This window comes from Bradyrhizobium sp. P5_C12, from assembly GCF_054049735.1.
In genome coordinates, this window is record NZ_JBFULU010000023.1 from 65,129 (window position 1) to 80,262 (window position 15,134).

Sequence of the window (15,134 nt, forward strand, 5' to 3'; positions counted from 1 at the left end):
GGGCTGTGACCGCAAAATTCATCTCCATCGAAGGCATCGCCAAGCGCTATCCGGGCGCCAGTGGCGCCACGACGACGGTGTTCGAGAATCTGTGGCTGTCGATGGCGCGGGGCGAGTTCTGCTGCGTGATCGGCCATTCCGGCTGCGGCAAGACCACGGTGCTCAACATCCTCGCCGGCCTCGACGCGCCGAGCGAGGGCGCCGTCATCGTCGACGGGCAGGCGATCTCGGGCACCAGCCTCGACCGCGCCGTGATCTTCCAGAGCCACGCGTTGTTGCCCTGGCGCACGGTGCTCGGCAACGTCGCCTATGCCGTGAGCTCGAAATGGCGGAGCTGGGATCGCGCCAAGGTCAAGGCGCACGCCCAGACCTTCATCGATCTCGTCGGGTTGACCGGCTCGGAGCACAAGCGTCCTTCTGAGCTCTCCGGCGGCATGAAGCAGCGCGTCGGCATCGCCCGCGCGCTCTCGATCACGCCGAAGATGATGCTGATGGACGAGCCGTTCTCGGCGTTGGACGCGCTGACGCGCGGAACGCTTCAGGACGAGGTGCGGCGCATCTGTCTGGAGACTGGCCAGACCGCGTTCATGATCACCCATGACGTCGACGAGGCAATTTACCTCGCCGACAAGATCTTTCTCATGACCAATGGGCCGGGCGCGGTGCTGGCGGAGGTCGTCGAAAATCCGCTGCCGAAGGATCGCGGCCGCACCGACCWGCACCGCCATCCGCTCTACTACGCTCTGCGCAACCACATCATCGATTTCCTGGTGACGCGCAGCAAGACGTTTGCGGCGGAGGCGCCCGGCCACGATCCACGCAACGTGCCGGTCGTGCATATCGGCAAGCCCGGACTGACGATTGCGTCCGACGCCAAGCCAGAGCCGCTCAAGGAGACGTCATGGCCGGGCTTGTCCCGGCCATCCACGTGTTCCTAGTGCAGCCAGAACTGACGAAACCCAAGGAGACCCTGACATGAAACGCGAAGACCTCACCGAGAAGCTGCTCGACATCAAGCGCGAGAAGGGCTGGAGCTGGAAACACATTTGCGAGCAGATCGGCGGCTATTCCGAGGTCTTGATCGTCGGCGCGATCATGGGCCAGATGAAGCTGACGAAGCCGCAGGCGGCCAATGCGGCCGAACTGTTCGGCCTCTCCAAGGCCGAGACCGCCATGCTCAACGAGGTGCCGATGCGCGGCACCGGCACGCCGATGCCGCCGACCGATCCGCTGATCTACCGCTTCTACGAGATGGTGATGGTGAACGGTCCGGCCTGGAAGGCGCTGATCGAGGAAGAGTTCGGCGACGGCATCATGTCGGCGATCGACTTCGACATGGGCATCGAGCGCGTCGCCAATCCGAAGGGCGACCGCGTCAAGATCACGATGTCAGGCAAGTTCCTGCCGTATAAATATTACGGCGCCAGCGGCAACGTGCCGGAGTATGGCTTCAAGGAGGGGTGATTTGGCCCTCCGTCATTCCGGACGGCGCGACAGCGCCGATCCGGAATCTCGAGATTCCGGGTTCGGTCCTACGGACCGCCCCGGAATGACTGCGAGTGTGGGACGCGCGCGGCCTTATGTCCCCGCCTTCACCTCGGCCGCCGCCACGGCGATCAGCTCGTTCATCTTGGCGCGAATCGCCTGTTCGGTGACGGCGACGCTCTTGGCGGCGAAATCGGCCATGACCTTGCGCAGCACGTCGGCGTCGCCGGCTTCCTCGAAATCGGCCGCGACCACCTCCTTGGCGTAGGCCGCCGCCGCATCGCCGGTGATGCCGAGCTTTTCGGCCGCCCACAGGCCGAGCAGCCGGTTGCGGCGGGCTTCCGCCTTGAATTTCTGCTCCTCGTCGAGGGCGAATTTCTTCTCGAAACCTTCCTCGCGCTTGTCGAAATTGCTCATGCCTTTTCCAATTCCCTGCTGACTGGAGCCGGCGGCCCTCGTTGCGACGGCCCCGGCGCATGCCTAGATAGGGGGCACGAATCGGCAAAACAACGAGCCGTTAAGCCGCAGGCAAGGCGGTATAAGTTGGCATCGGATGAGCCGGATCGATTGTGCTGGGTCGGCCAATCGGATAGGTTGCCTGAAGGTTTGGTTCCTGTTCTGTTTCCAAGGGTTATAGACGGGTTCCGGGCTGTTCACGGCAGCTCCGCTGTGGGTCGTAATCCTAGTCAACCGGAGCACACCAGATACATGGATTTCAACAAAACACGGTACATCCCCATGAGCCGTCGGCGTCGCATTTATGAAGGCAAGGCAAAGGTTCTTTACGAAGGCCCGGAGCCCGGTACCCTGATCCAGCACTTCAAGGATGACGCCACCGCGTTCAATGCGAAAAAGCATCAGGTGATCGAGGGCAAGGGTGTCCTCAACAACCGGATCTCGGAGTACCTGTTTCAGCACCTCAACGACATCGGGGTGCCGACCCACTTCATCCGCCGCCTCAACATGCGCGAGCAGTTGATTCGCGAGGTCGAGATCGTGCCGCTCGAGGTGGTGGTGCGGAACGTTGCCGCCGGCTCCCTGTCGCAGCGCCTCGGCATCGAGGAAGGCACGCAGCTGCCGCGCTCGATCATCGAATTCTACTACAAGAACGACCAGCTCAACGACCCCATGGTGTCGGAAGAGCACATCACCGCCTTCGGCTGGGCGACGCCGCAGGAGATCGACGACATCATGGCGCTCGCCATCCGTGTCAACGACTTCCTCACCGGCCTCTTCCTCGGCATCGGCATCCGTCTCGTCGACTTCAAAATGGAGTGCGGGCGGCTGTTCGAGAACGAAATGATGCGGATCATCGTTGCCGACGAGATCTCGCCGGACTCCTGCCGTCTGTGGGACATCAAGTCGAACGAGAAGCTCGACAAGGACCGCTTCCGCCGCGACCTCGGCGGCCTGCTCGAGGCCTATACCGAAGTGGCAAAGCGTCTCGGCATTCTCATGGAAAACGAGCGTCCGGCGGGCTCCGGCCCGGTGCTGGTGAAGAGCTAAAGGGGTTTTCGACGTGAAGGCACGTGTCACCGTTACCTTGAAGACGGGCATCCTCGATCCGCAAGGAAAGGCCATCGAAGGCGCGCTGAAGTCGCTCGGCGTCGACGGCGTCGCCAGCGTCCGTCAGGGCAAGGTGTTCGACATCGAGCTTGCCGGCGCCGACAAGGCCAAGGCCGAAGCCGCGCTGAAGGACGCCGCCGACAAGCTGCTCGCCAACACCGTGATCGAGAACTATCGGGTGGAGATCGTCTGAGCCTGCCAAATCCTCATGGTGAGGAGCGCGGAACGCGCGTCTAGCGGACGATGCTTCGCATCGCCGCGAGAACCATGCAGGCCCGGCTCTCGCACCTCGGCCTTCATCCTTCGAGACGCGCGCAGAGGGCGCGCTCCTCAGGATGGGGAGTTGGACCGGCTGTGACGCTGCAATCGTAGCCCGGATGGAGCGAAGCGAAATCCGGGAGGTATCCGGGATGGCGCTGTCCCGGATTACGCTTCGCTCCATCCGGGCTACGAAGCTGTTGGCTCAGCCCTTTCGCGGCTCACAGCCACCCGACGCGGCGGAAGCGCCAGTACAATCCGAGGCAGGCGAGCGCCATCATCCCCATGACGACGAAATAGCTGTACTCCCATTGCAGCTCGGGGATGTATTTGAAGTTCATCCCATAGATGCCGGCGACTGCGGTCGGGACGGCGAGGATCGCGAGCCAGGAGGCTAGTTTCTTCGACACCGCCGTCTCCTGGGCCTGGCCGACCAAGAGGCTCGCTTCGAAGGCGAAGGCCAGCACCTCGCGCATGGAATCGATGCGCTCCTGGATGTTGCGGACGTGGTCGGTGACGTCGCGGAACAGGGGCTGCATGGTCGGGCGCACCATCGACAGCTCGTCATGCTCCAGCCGCCGGCAGACTTCGACCAGAGGACCGATCGCGTTCCGCAGTCGCAGGAGGTCACGACGCAGCATGTACAGCCGCTCGATCTGCGCCTTGGTGATCGCGTGCGAGAGCACGTCGTCCTCGATCTCCTCGATTTCCTCGTGAATGCTTTCGAGCACGGGGGAGTAGTTGTCGACGATGAAATCGATGATGGCATAGAGGATGTAGTCCTCGCCGCGGGCGAGCGCCCGCGGACAGCTCTCACAGCGCTCGCGTACCGCCGTATAGGAGGTCGAAGCGCCGTGCCGGACCGTTACGAGATAGCCTTCGCCGACGAAGATGTGCGTCTCGCCGAAGGCGATCCGGCCCTCGATCAATTGCGCCGTGCGTGCGACGATGAAGAGGGCCTCGCCATATTGCTCGATCTTGGGCCGCTGATGGGCGTGATTGGCGTCCTCGATGGCAAGCTCGTGCAGGTCGAACTGTTTCTGCACGGCGCTGAGCAGCGCCATGTCCGGCTCGTGCAGGCCGATCCAGACCACGTGGCCGGGTTTCGCGCGCCAGCTCGATGCCTCGCTGATGGCGATATTGGCGATGCGCCGGCCATCGACATAGGCGCCGGCAGCGACGACGCCTTCGGCGGATACCGGCTCGGACTGGGATGCGGGGCGCGACGGGACGTTCATGGCTTCAATCCCGGGCAAAATCGTTCGGCCAAAATGGTCGGCTATGGCCTGTGCACAAAGCCGTCCAGCGAGGCTAGCACTGGTAAAATCCGCGTCAAATGGTTATGTCTCTTCGCGATTTCGCCGCCGGCCAGCCCGATTCCAACCCCCTTGCCCGGAACCCAAAGCCAATGAAAGCCGCCATCCTCGTCTTTCCCGGAATCAACCGCGAGCGCGACATGGCGCGGGCGTTGAAGCTGATCTCGGGCAATGAACCCGAGATGGTCTGGCACGCCGAGACGTCGCTGCCCGCAGGCACCGACCTCGTGGTCGTACCCGGCGGCTTCTCCTACGGCGATTATCTGCGCTGTGGTGCAATCGCCGCGCGTGCGCCGGTGATGGATGCCGTGCGCGACTATGCGGCGAAGGGCGGCCTCGTGCTCGGCGTCTGCAACGGCTTCCAGATCCTCTGCGAATCCGGCCTGCTGCCGGGCGTCTTGATGCGCAACGCGCAACTGAAATTCATCTGCCGCGACGTGCATCTGCGCGTCGAGCGTTCCGACACGCCGTTCACCCGCGGCTACAATGCCGGCCAGGTGATCCGCGTCCCGGTCGCCCATGGCGAGGGCAATTACGAGGCGGATGAAGAGACCATCAAGCGGCTCGAGGGCGAGGGGCGGGTGCTCTACCGCTACTGCTCGGCCGACGGCGTGGTCGACGAGCGCCACAACATCAACGGCGCGGCGCATTCCATCGCAGGCCTCGTCAACGACAGCGGCAACGTGCTCGGCATGATGCCGCATCCCGAAAACCATGTCGAAGACATCATGGGCTGCACCGACGGCCGCGGCCTGTTCGCCGGCCTCGTCCAGCACCTGGAAAAGGCCGCGTGATTTCGTTCGTGTTGAAGCGGTGTCTCGCCGCGCTCGCGGCGGTTTCGTTCGCGACTGCCGCGTTCGCCCAGGATTTCCCCAAGCGCCCGATCACGATGATCGTGCCGTTCGCGGCCGGGGGCACCTCGGACGTGATCGCGCGCACGGTCGCCGAGCAGATGGGCATCGCGCTCGGCCAGACCATCGTGATCGAGAACGTCGCAGGCGCCGGCGGCTCGACCGCGCTGGCGCGAGCCGCTCGCGCCGAGCCGGACGGCTACACCATCGCGATCGGCAATGCCGGCACCAATGCTGCCACCTACACGATCTATCCAAAGCTGCCGTTCACGCCGGACTCCTTCGTTCCGATCGCGATGGTGGCGAAAACCTTCGGCATTCTCGCCGTGCGCAAGGATTTTCCGGCGAAGAACCTGAAGGAGTTCATCGCCTACGCCAAGGCCAACCCGGGCAAGATCAATCTCGGCCATGCCGGCGTCGGCTCCTCGAACTATTTGATCTGCAAGAGCTTCGTCACCGCCGCCGGGATCGACGCGACGCTGGTCGGCTATCGCGGCGCGGCGCCGGCGCTCACCGATGCGATCGGCAGCCAGATCGACGGCGTCTGCGATGCGGCAGCCTCCGTCTCGCAGTCGATCAGCGACAAGCTGGTGAGGGGGCTCGTGGTCGGCTCGACCGTGCGGCTGGCCTCGCTGCCCGATCTGCCCACGTCCGCTGAAGCGGGCCTGCCCGAATTCGAGGCGCAGGGCTGGAACGGCCTGTTCGCGCCCAAGGGCACGCCGCCGGCCGTCATTGCCAGGCTGAATGCTGCGGCGCGCACGGCGGTGGAGACGGACGCGGTGAAGAAGCGTTTTGCCGATCTGTCGACGGTCGCGCCCGACGACAACGAGCATGCGCCGGAGCTGCTTCAGCAGCTCGTGACGCGCGACGTCGAGAAATACCGGAAAATGCTCGCGGACGACGCCAAGTAGTTGCCGCGTCGCCTTGCGGCGTTGCGTCCGCCGCGACCCTCATGAACCTGCATCGCCGTCGGAGCGACTGATCCATCGCCATCAGGGCGCCGGCGCCCGTTATTTGATTGCTGTCGAGTGGGGCAACTCAAAGTTGTTTCGCCGTGGCAGTTGCGATATCAGGAAGCCTGCGCTGTCGTTGTGCTTCCGGATCTCACATGCCCGTCGCTCTGGTCGTTCTGCTGCTCGATATCACGTTGATTTATCACGCGTCGCGAACCGGGCGGCTGCAGCCCTGGGCCTTCATCATCCTGATGGTGCCGCTGATCGGCGCGCTGGCCTATATCGCGGTCGAGCTCATTCCCGAATGGTTCTCGAGCCCCGGCGCGCGGCAGGCGCGCCAGCGCGTCGCCAACCGGCTCGATCCGGAGAAGCGCTACCGCGAACTGTCCGACCGGCTTGCCGGCACCGACACCATTGCCAATCGCGCGGCGCTGGCCGAGGAGTGCGCGAAGGTCGGCCGCTTCGACGAGGCGGAAGCGCACTACGACCACATTCTGGCACTGCCAATGGGCCACGATCCCGCCTATGCGCTGGGCAAGGCGCAGGCCGCGTTTTCCGCCCATCGCGCGGCCGATGCGCTCGCGACGCTGGACGATCTCCAGAAGCAATGGCCGGATTTCGACTCGGCCGATGCGCATCTGTTGTACGCCCGCGCGCTGGCCGAAGTCGGCCGCCTCGACGAGGCGCTCGAGGAATATCATGCCGTCGCCGGCTACTTCCCGGGCGCCGAGGCGCGGGTCCGCTACGGCATGCTGCTGCAAATGGTCGGCCGCACCGCCGAGGCGCGCCTGGTCTTCAACGAGCTCCTGATCCAGATGCGGCGCGCGCCCAAATATCTGCGCGAGGCGCAGGCCGAATGGCTGTCGATCGCCGAGAAGCAGCTCTCGGCCTGAACGGCGCGCTTCAGCGCTTCTTCAGCCGCTCCGCCGGCACCGTCATCGCGGCGACGCCGGCCATGACCAGCAGCAGTCCCAGCGCCAGGTTCGACGGCACGCTCTCGCCGAGCAACAGCACGGACAGCCCGACGCCGATCGGGATGCGCAGATACCCTTGCGCGTTCGTGGTCAGCGTGCCGAGCCGGCCGAGGCACATGTAGAACAGCATCAGCCCGAGCGCGCTGGAGACGATGCCCATGACGATGGTGGCGATGATCGCCGTCGGTGTCGGATGCAGCGTCCAGGGCTGGTCGATGAGGAGCGAGGGCGGCAGCAGCACGAGGCCGCCGAACAGCAGCGAGCCGGCCGCCACCACCATTGGGTCGTATTCGGACAGCCGCAGACCGAAGATCGTCGCGCAGGCAAAGGAGATGGTGGCGAGCAGGATCGCGATCTCCGCCACGATCTCGCTGCCGAGGCCGTGCAGCGCATCGAGGCCGACGATGACGACTGTGCCGGCAAGACCGAGGATCGCGCCCGCGAGCTTCAGCAGCGTCGCCGGTTCATGCCGCGTGATCAGCGAGGTGATCAGGAAGGCGAAGATCGGCGTGGTTGAAGCCAGCACCACCGTGTTCGATGCGGGCACATAGAGCTGCGACCAGGTGATGATCAGGAACGGGAAGGTCGAGTTGATCAATTGCTGGGTCGCGAACAGCTTCCAGGCCCTGGCATCGGTCGGAATCCTGACGCCGCGCATCCACAGGATCGCGAACAGGAAGGCGGCCGCGATCAGCGAACGGGCGGAGATGAAGGTGATCGGCGGGATCGTGTTCAGCGCGAGCTTGGCCAGCGGATAGGTGGAGCTCCAGCAGCAGGCGAGCGCGAACAGCAGCGCATAGTCGCGCCAGCTGCGCGCGCCGGTGGCGGCCATGGACGGTAGCGGCGTTGATGCGGACGCCGTCGTGCGACCCGCCCCCGATGTGCTCTGCGGCACCTTGTTCTTGCTCCCCGGCGCGACCGCGCTTCTCGCAAGTCTGGGCGAGGGGGCGCCAAAAGGGAAGGCGTCGAGCTATGCGTTTGGCTGAGGGAGCGACTTCCGCTTGGCCCGCTTGATCGTCCCGGAAAAGGTGAACAGCCGGCGCTCGTCGGAGGTCATCTGCCCGCGCAGGAAGATCAACGAACCACCGGCGCGGGTGACCTCGCCGGTGCACTCGATCAGCTCGCCCTCGTGCCCGGCATCCAGGAACTCACAGGCGAAGTTGACCGTCACGCCGCGGCCGTTCAGCGCGTTCCGGCCGATCGCGAACAGGCAGTAGTCGGCGAAGGCCATGAAGCAGCCGCCATGGATGTTGCCGGAGCCGTTCAGGTGCTTCTTTTCGACCCGGAAGGCGCAGCGGACGCTGCCGTCCGCTTCCAGGCGGTGCCAGAAGGGACCGATATGGTTCTCAAAGCTGTCGCGGATCCAGGTCTGCCAGCCCTTGAACTCACCCTCGGTCGCGACATGCAGCTCGGGGCGGGGCGGAGCGGCCGTTTTGGTCAATTCGTGCAAGGAAATGGGCCTTCAATTGCGGGGCTTTAGCCCTTAAATCCGATCCGTCCGCGCCGTGCAATTCCCGTTCCCGCACCCCTCGGCCGCAAAACGTGGGACAGTGGGAAAATGCGCCATAAAGGGCTTTTCGCGAGGCCCCGATCTTCCTAAGAACGGCCAACGCCGCCGAAAGCCCCGAATCCATGAAGAATGAACCCAAGATCACCCCCGAACTGGTTGCCGCCCACGGGCTCAAGCCCGACGAATATGAGCGCATCCTGAAGCTGATCGGGCGGGAGCCGACCTTTACCGAGCTCGGCATCTTCTCGGCGATGTGGAACGAGCACTGCTCGTACAAGTCGTCGCGGATCCATCTGCGTGGCCTGCCGACCAAGGCGCCCTGGGTGATCCAGGGCCCCGGCGAGAACGCCGGCGTGATCGACATCGGCGACGGCCAGGCCGTGGTCTTCAAGATGGAGAGCCACAACCACCCGAGCTACATCGAGCCCTATCAGGGCGCGACCACCGGCGTCGGCGGCATCCTGCGCGACGTCTTCACCATGGGGGCACGCCCCATCGCCTGCCTCAACGCGCTGAGCTTCGGCGCGCCCGAGCATGCCAAGACCCGGCATCTGGTCTCCGGCGTGGTGGCCGGCGTCGGCGGCTATGGCAATTCCTTCGGCGTGCCGACCGTCGGCGGCCAAGTGCGCTTCCACACCCGCTATGACGGCAACATCCTGGTCAACGCGATGGCCGTGGGCCTCGCCGACGCCGACAAGATCTTCTATGCCGCCGCCTCCGGCGTGAACATGCCGATCGTCTATCTCGGCTCGAAGACGGGGCGTGATGGCATTCACGGCGCCTCGATGGCTTCGGCAGAGTTCGACGACAAGTCCGAGGAGAAGCGCCCGACGGTGCAGGTCGGCGATCCCTTCGCCGAAAAGCTGCTGCTCGAGGCCTGCCTCGAGATCATGGAGAAGGGCTGCGTCATCGCGATCCAGGACATGGGCGCGGCGGGCCTGACCTGTTCGGCGGTCGAGATGGGTGCCAAGGGCGATCTCGGCGTCGACCTCGATCTCGATGCGGTGCCGACCCGCGAGACCGGCATGAGCGCCTACGAGATGATGCTCTCGGAGAGCCAGGAGCGCATGCTCATGGTGCTCAAGCCCGAGAAGGAGCAGGAAGCCGAGGCGATCTTCAAGAAGTGGGGGCTCGATTTCGCCGTGGTCGGCTACACCACGCCGAGCAAGCGCTTTGTCGTCAAGCATGGCGGCGACGTCATGGCCGATTTGCCGATCAAGGAGCTCGGCGACGAGGCGCCGCTCTATGACCGCCCGCATGTCGCCTCCGCCGGGCTGCCGGTCGTGCACGCCCGCGACGTGCCGGCGCCGATGGGCGTGGGTAGCGCGCTGGAGAAGCTGATCGGCACGCCGGACCTATGCAGCAAGCGCTGGGTCTGGGAGCAGTACGACCACGTCATCCTCGGCAACACCATGCAGCGTCCCGGCGGCGACGCCGCCGTCGTGCGCGTGCAGGACGGGCCGAAAGGGCTGGCGCTGACCGTCGACGTCACGCCGCGCTACTGCGAGGCCGATCCGTTTGAGGGTGGCAAGCAGGCGGTGGCGGAAGCGTGGCGCAACATCACCGCGGTCGGCGGCAAGCCGCTCGCGATCACCGACAATCTCAACTTCGGCAATCCGGAGCGGCCCGAGATCATGGGCCAGTTCGTCGGCTGCCTGAAAGGCATCTCGGAGGCCTGCCGCACGCTGGACTTCCCGGTCGTGTCCGGCAACGTCTCGCTCTACAACGAGACCAACGGCCGCGCGATCCTGCCGACGCCCTCGATCGGCGGTGTCGGCCTGCTCGACGACTTCACCAAGTCCGCGTCGCTGGCCTTCAAGGCCGAGGGCGAGGCGATCCTGCTGATCGGCGAGACCCATGGCTGGCTCGGCCAGTCGGTCTACCTCCGCGATATCTGCGGTCGCGAGGAGGGCGCGCCGCCGCCGGTCGACCTCGCCGCGGAGAAGCGCAACGGCGATTGTGTGCGCGGCATGATCCATGCGGGCACCGCGACCGCCGCGCACGACCTCTCCGACGGCGGGCTCCTGGTCGCGCTCGCCGAGATGGCGATGGCAAGCGGCATCGGCGCGAAGCTGCTGGCAGCGCCCGCTGCGCTCGTCCCGCAAGCCTATTGGTTCGGCGAGGATCAGGCGCGCTATCTCGTCACCGTGCCGGAAACGGAAGCCGGCCGCGTGCTCGCCAAGATGCGCGGCTGCGAGGTGCCCTGCGTGCGGATCGGCACCACCGGCGGCGACGCGATCGCGATCGCCGGCGAGGCGCCTGTCGCAATCGACACGCTGCGTGCCTCGTTCGAGCGCTGGCTGCCGGAGTATATGGGCGGGAAGGCGGCGTAGCGACGCCACAATCTCAGACCCGTAGCCCGGATGGAGCGAAGCGTAATCCGGGATGGTACCCGCGGCGACAGCCCCCGGATTGCGCGGAGCCTGTCATCGGGCGGCGCTTCGCGCCGACCCGTTGGCTCCATCCGGGCTACGACCACTTCGCTGCGCTCGGAACGACGATAGGAGGCCGGTGCCGTTTCCTCAAAGCACCTTCGTCGCGCCCGGGATCTGCCGCAACGCTCGCGTCAGCGCCCAGCTCGCCGCGACTGTCAGTACAAACCCGATCGTGGCCTTGACGATCGCCGGCAGGTCATAGTCGAACAGCCAGTATTGCAGCCACAGTGCGATCGGATAGTGCACCAGGAACATGCCGTACGCGTCGCTCTGCATTGGATCGAGCAGCCTGGCTGAGCCTGATTGCCTGAACCTCTGGAAAAAGGCCAGGATCAGGAACATGATAGCCACGCTGAAGACAGCGAAGCAGATCGCGTAGAGCGCCTCATACCAGTTCGGCAGCGGCGACGGGTTGCCCAGGACTTCCCGCTTGATGGCGATCAGCCCCCACAGCAGGCAATACGGGACGATCGCCAGCACCATCCAGTCCCAGCTCACCTTCGCCATCCGGCCGTCTGCGGCGAGCAGCCCGCGATCCATTTGCGCAACGCCGATGCCGGCGCCGAAAAAGAAGTAGGTCGCATACAGCATCACGCGCCCGTGCTGCACCGAGAACGGCCCGAATTCGAACCAGCTGCTTGGCCCATAAATCATCAGCCCGGGAACGTAGAACGCCGCGGTAACGGCAAGCATCACCGCGAAGAACACCGCGGGCCGGCGGCGGCCGTGCAGCGAGAGGCGATTGATCGGATCGAGCAGATTGGGCGACAGCCGGTGCAGCAGGCAGGCAACCAGATCGAAGGCGAACAAGACCCAAAGGAACCAGATCGGCCCGCTCGGCCACGGGCCCTTCGTGATCATGTTCCAATAGTATTCCGAAAAGCCGATCTCGGGATGGTGCCGCAGCGAGATCGCGTAATAGGCGAGCGGAATGACCGTGAAGGCGCAGATCACGAAGGGTAAGCCAAGCCGAAGCAGGCGATCTGCCAAATAGCTCCGCGCTCCCTTCCGGGCGATACCGGACCAGGCGAACAGTCCCGACAGGAAGAAGAACATCGCCATGAAGAAACTGTCGGTGGCGAGCACGATCATGTCGAAGCCGAAGAAGTACTTCGGATCGGTATGACCGAAATAAGTATAGGGGATCACCGCGTGATGCAGCAGCACCACCAGCGTCAGGAAGGTGCGGGCGCGATCGAGCGACACATTGCGCGTCTTGCTCTTCGGCGCGGCGTGCACCTCTGCACCGATCGTCGCTGACTGTGACATCGTCATCGTGGCCGCCCCGGTCTCGCTCCCGTCCCGGCTAGACTTTGCCGCCGGGAACCCGATTCAGCAAGCGCCGTTTGTCCCCGCCTTGCCGGTCCGGTATCGCCAGGAACCAGCTCCACGCAGCGAAGTTAGCGTTCACGGATGGGTTGAGGGCCGCCGCGTGCGGCAGCTATCTCGGAGCTGGCGATGACGATCCTGAAATGGGCGCTGATCTTCCTGGTGATATCGATCGTGGCCGGCGTGCTCGGCTTCACCGGCATCTCCGCGGCCTCCGCAGATATCGCCCGCTTCCTGTTCTACGTCTTCGTCGTGATCTTCCTGGTGCTGCTGGTGCTCGGGCTCACGATCTTCAGGGCGTAGCCTGCGTCGTCATTCCGGGATGGTGCGCTAGCACCAGACCCGGAATCTCGAGATTCCGGGTTCGATGCTTCGCATCGCCCCGGAATGACGCCATCTCCAGCTACCCCACTTCCTCGATCTTGACCTTGTCCGGGTAGAACGCCAGGTGGCCGGTGATTTCGGTCATCGCCGGGAAGGGCGTCTCGTAGGTCCAGATGGCGTTGTCGAGCGTCTTGCCGTCGGCCTTGATGCTGTAATAGCTCGCATCCCCCTTGTAGGGGCAATGGGTGACACGGTCGGTGCGCTCGAGCAGCGCCATATTGGTGTCCTCCCGCGGCACATATTGCACCGCCGGGTATCTGGCCTCCTTCAACGTCAGCGCCTTGGTGGTCTCCGCGATCACGATGTCGCCCGCCGTCACGCGGACGCGCCGGGGGGTGGGGGTGATGGTGATGGGGTGGTCGGGCCCTGGGAGCTTCATGATTTCACGCCTTTTCGATCAATCTGCCGCGCGCGGCACTTTGTCGTGCCTTTATCCTGATGGGATCACGGATATAGTACCTGAAGGCGTGACGTAGAAGGCCGTTCACGCTAAGTTTGGCCCTGCCGGCAAGTTTGGTTTTGCAGATCCGGACCCCGGCAGCGATTCGACGACGACGAGGCTGATTTGCAGCCGAGACAAGGAGCACGACCCGAATGCCCATGGACGCCCACGATATCGAGGCGATGATCAAGGCAGCGATCCCCGATGCCGAGGTGACGATCCGTGACCTCGCCGGCGATGGCGACCACTACGCCGCGACCGTGATCTCGGAATCCTTCCGCGGCAAGTCCCGCGTCCAGCAACACCAGATCGTCTATCAGTCGCTGCGCGGCCAGATGGGCGGCGTACTGCACGCGCTGGCGCTGCAAACCGGGGTGCCGGGCACCTGATCTGACGGGCACCTGATCTGATCGCGTGACGAGGGAACGGTGATGGCTGCGGACAATCCGCGCGGCGCGATGTTTCGTGTGATCGTGCCGAACCAGCACAGCCGCGTCACCAATGCCGAGCTGTTCTTCGACCTCGTCTTCGTCTTCGCCATCACGCAAGTCTCGCACACGCTGCTGCACCACTTCACGCCGCTCGGCGCGGTGCACGTCATGGTGCTGTTTCTCGCCGTATGGTGGGTGTGGGTCTACACGGCATGGGTCACCAACTGGCTCAACCCCGAGCTGACGCCGGTCCGCGTCATGCTCTTCTCAATGATGCTGGGCGGCCTCGTGCTGTCAACCACGATCCCGACCGCGTTCGAGGGGCGCGGCTTGTGGTTTGCGATTGCCTATGCGGCCATGCAGGTCGGACGCACCGCCTTCTGGATGTTCGCAACCCCGCGGCATCGGACGGCGGTGCGGCACAACGCGATCCGCATCCTGACATGGCTCTCGATCTCCGCGGTCCTGTGGATCGCGGGCGGGCTGTCCGAGGGCGAAACCCGGCTATGGCTGTGGATCGCGGCGGTCACGTGGGAATACATCTCGCCGGCGGCACGCTTCTGGGTCCCCAGGCTGGGCTTCTCATCGGTCGAGGCCTGGGCGGTCGAAGGCGGCCACATGGCCGAGCGCTGCGCCGGCTTCATCATCATCGCGCTCGGCGAGGCCGTCGTCGTCAACGGCGCGACCTTTGCCGAGCTGGACTGGACCGCGGACAACATCCTCGCCTTCGTCTCGGCGCTGGTCGGCAGCATCGCGATGTGGTGGATCTATTTCCACAAGGGCGCGGAAGCCGGCTCAGAGCGGATCTCGAAGACCACCGAATCCGGCCGGCTGGCGCGGCTCGCCTACACCTATCTGCACATGCCGATCGTCGCCGGCATCATCCTGACCGCGGTCTCGGACGAACTGGTGCTGAAGCATCCGACCGGGCATTCCGATGTCAGGACCATCGTCAGCACGGTCGGCGGGCCGCTGGTGTTTTTGGTCGGCACTATCCTGTTCAAGCACGCGATCCGCGGCTTCCTCCAGCTCTCCCACGGCATCGGCATCATCGCGCTCGCGGTGCTGTGGTGGTTCGCGTCGGAGCTGTCGCCGCTCTGGCTCTCGGTCGCGACCACGGTCATCATGATCTTGGTCGCGGTGTGGGAATCGGTGTCGCTGGGGTCGACGACCGAGGAGGCGGAGGAGCATTGACCCGGC

The 15,134-nt window shown here is 64.8% G+C and carries 17 protein-coding genes; 11 read left to right on the top strand and 6 right to left on the bottom strand.

Features of this window, described 5'->3' with window-relative positions:
* Nucleotides 1-5: 5 nt before the first annotated feature.
* Together ACXJMY_RS21185 and cynS are read left to right on the top strand one after the other, a co-directional pair.
* Nucleotides 6-938 carry an ABC transporter ATP-binding protein gene (locus ACXJMY_RS21185; RefSeq protein ID WP_456621288.1) on the top strand — a complete coding sequence of 311 codons (933 nt, stop codon included), beginning with the start codon at nt 6-8 and terminating at the stop codon, nt 936-938.
* A 37-nt stretch (nt 939-975) separates the two neighbouring features.
* Nucleotides 976-1,464 (top strand): cyanase, encoded by a 489-nt coding sequence (cynS, locus tag ACXJMY_RS21190; RefSeq protein ID WP_456621289.1) that lies wholly within the window; start codon nt 976-978, stop codon nt 1,462-1,464.
* A gap of 114 nt (nt 1,465-1,578) precedes the next feature.
* On the opposite strand, the gene ACXJMY_RS21195 is transcribed toward cynS, so the two are convergent.
* Nucleotides 1,579-1,902: a DUF1476 domain-containing protein gene (locus ACXJMY_RS21195; protein ID WP_456621290.1), complete on the bottom strand. Its 324-nt coding sequence runs from the start codon at nt 1,900-1,902 to the stop codon at nt 1,579-1,581.
* A gap of 321 nt (nt 1,903-2,223) precedes the next feature.
* Here ACXJMY_RS21195 and purC point away from each other — a divergent pair, with 321 nt between their 5' ends.
* Nucleotides 2,224-2,991: a phosphoribosylaminoimidazolesuccinocarboxamide synthase gene (gene purC, locus ACXJMY_RS21200; RefSeq protein WP_008974302.1), complete on the top strand. Its 768-nt coding sequence runs from the start codon at nt 2,224-2,226 to the stop codon at nt 2,989-2,991.
* A 13-nt stretch (nt 2,992-3,004) separates the two neighbouring features.
* Nucleotides 3,005-3,244 (top strand): phosphoribosylformylglycinamidine synthase subunit PurS, encoded by a 240-nt coding sequence (gene purS / locus ACXJMY_RS21205; protein WP_148773046.1) that lies wholly within the window; start codon nt 3,005-3,007, stop codon nt 3,242-3,244.
* Nucleotides 3,245-3,530: 286 nt separating this feature from the next.
* Here the strand turns inward: purS and ACXJMY_RS21210 are convergent, their stop codons facing one another.
* Nucleotides 3,531-4,547, bottom strand: a complete 1,017-nt coding sequence (locus tag ACXJMY_RS21210; protein ID WP_456621291.1) for a magnesium and cobalt transport protein CorA — start codon at nt 4,545-4,547, stop codon at nt 3,531-3,533.
* Nucleotides 4,548-4,717: 170 nt separating this feature from the next.
* Between ACXJMY_RS21210 and purQ the strand changes: the two genes are divergently transcribed.
* The 3 genes from purQ (at nt 4,718) to ACXJMY_RS21225 (ending at nt 7,322) form a co-directional block, all read left to right on the top strand.
* The gene (gene purQ, locus ACXJMY_RS21215) at nt 4,718-5,419 is read left to right on the top strand and encodes a phosphoribosylformylglycinamidine synthase subunit PurQ (protein WP_456621292.1); all 702 of its coding nucleotides are present in this window, start codon (nt 4,718-4,720) and stop codon (nt 5,417-5,419) included.
* Entirely contained in the window at nt 5,416-6,387 is a 972-nt protein-coding gene (locus ACXJMY_RS21220; protein ID WP_456621293.1) for a tripartite tricarboxylate transporter substrate binding protein BugD, read from the top strand. The genes purQ and ACXJMY_RS21220 overlap by 4 nt, the downstream gene beginning before the upstream one ends.
* A 197-nt stretch (nt 6,388-6,584) precedes the next feature.
* Nucleotides 6,585-7,322: a tetratricopeptide repeat protein gene (locus ACXJMY_RS21225; RefSeq protein WP_456621294.1), complete on the top strand. Its 738-nt coding sequence runs from the start codon at nt 6,585-6,587 to the stop codon at nt 7,320-7,322.
* A 10-nt stretch (nt 7,323-7,332) separates the two neighbouring features.
* Here ACXJMY_RS21225 and ACXJMY_RS21230 read toward each other — a convergent pair whose 3' ends face one another.
* Nucleotides 7,333-8,298: a DMT family transporter gene (locus ACXJMY_RS21230; RefSeq protein ID WP_456621295.1), complete on the bottom strand. Its 966-nt coding sequence runs from the start codon at nt 8,296-8,298 to the stop codon at nt 7,333-7,335.
* A 75-nt stretch (nt 8,299-8,373) separates the two neighbouring features.
* A complete protein-coding gene (locus tag ACXJMY_RS21235; RefSeq protein WP_456621296.1) occupies nt 8,374-8,853 on the bottom strand; it encodes a PaaI family thioesterase in 480 nt (159 codons plus the stop codon).
* Nucleotides 8,854-9,035: 182 nt separating this feature from the next.
* Here ACXJMY_RS21235 and purL point away from each other — a divergent pair, with 182 nt between their 5' ends.
* A complete protein-coding gene (gene purL / locus ACXJMY_RS21240; protein WP_456621297.1) occupies nt 9,036-11,246 on the top strand; it encodes a phosphoribosylformylglycinamidine synthase subunit PurL in 2,211 nt (736 codons plus the stop codon).
* Nucleotides 11,247-11,435: 189 nt separating this feature from the next.
* Here the strand turns inward: purL and ACXJMY_RS21245 are convergent, their stop codons facing one another.
* Nucleotides 11,436-12,623, bottom strand: coding sequence for an acyltransferase family protein (locus tag ACXJMY_RS21245; protein WP_456621298.1), 1,188 nt, complete (start codon nt 12,621-12,623; stop codon nt 11,436-11,438).
* 183 nt (nt 12,624-12,806) lie between these two features.
* On the opposite strand from ACXJMY_RS21245, the gene ACXJMY_RS21250 reads away from it, so the two are divergent.
* Complete coding sequence (locus ACXJMY_RS21250; protein ID WP_456621299.1) at nt 12,807-12,980, top strand: DUF1328 domain-containing protein; 174 nt, start codon at nt 12,807-12,809, stop codon at nt 12,978-12,980.
* Between the two features lie 100 nt (nt 12,981-13,080).
* Here ACXJMY_RS21250 and ACXJMY_RS21255 read toward each other — a convergent pair whose 3' ends face one another.
* Nucleotides 13,081-13,440 carry a DUF427 domain-containing protein gene (locus ACXJMY_RS21255; protein WP_456621300.1) on the bottom strand — a complete coding sequence of 120 codons (360 nt, stop codon included), beginning with the start codon at nt 13,438-13,440 and terminating at the stop codon, nt 13,081-13,083.
* 215 nt (nt 13,441-13,655) lie between these two features.
* On the opposite strand from ACXJMY_RS21255, the gene ACXJMY_RS21260 reads away from it, so the two are divergent.
* Both ACXJMY_RS21260 and ACXJMY_RS21265 read left to right on the top strand, forming a co-directional pair.
* Complete coding sequence (locus tag ACXJMY_RS21260) at nt 13,656-13,892, top strand: BolA family protein (RefSeq protein WP_011088461.1); 237 nt, start codon at nt 13,656-13,658, stop codon at nt 13,890-13,892.
* Nucleotides 13,893-13,934: 42 nt separating this feature from the next.
* Nucleotides 13,935-15,128: a low temperature requirement protein A gene (locus tag ACXJMY_RS21265; protein ID WP_456621301.1), complete on the top strand. Its 1,194-nt coding sequence runs from the start codon at nt 13,935-13,937 to the stop codon at nt 15,126-15,128.
* Nucleotides 15,129-15,134: the final 6 nt, after the last annotated feature.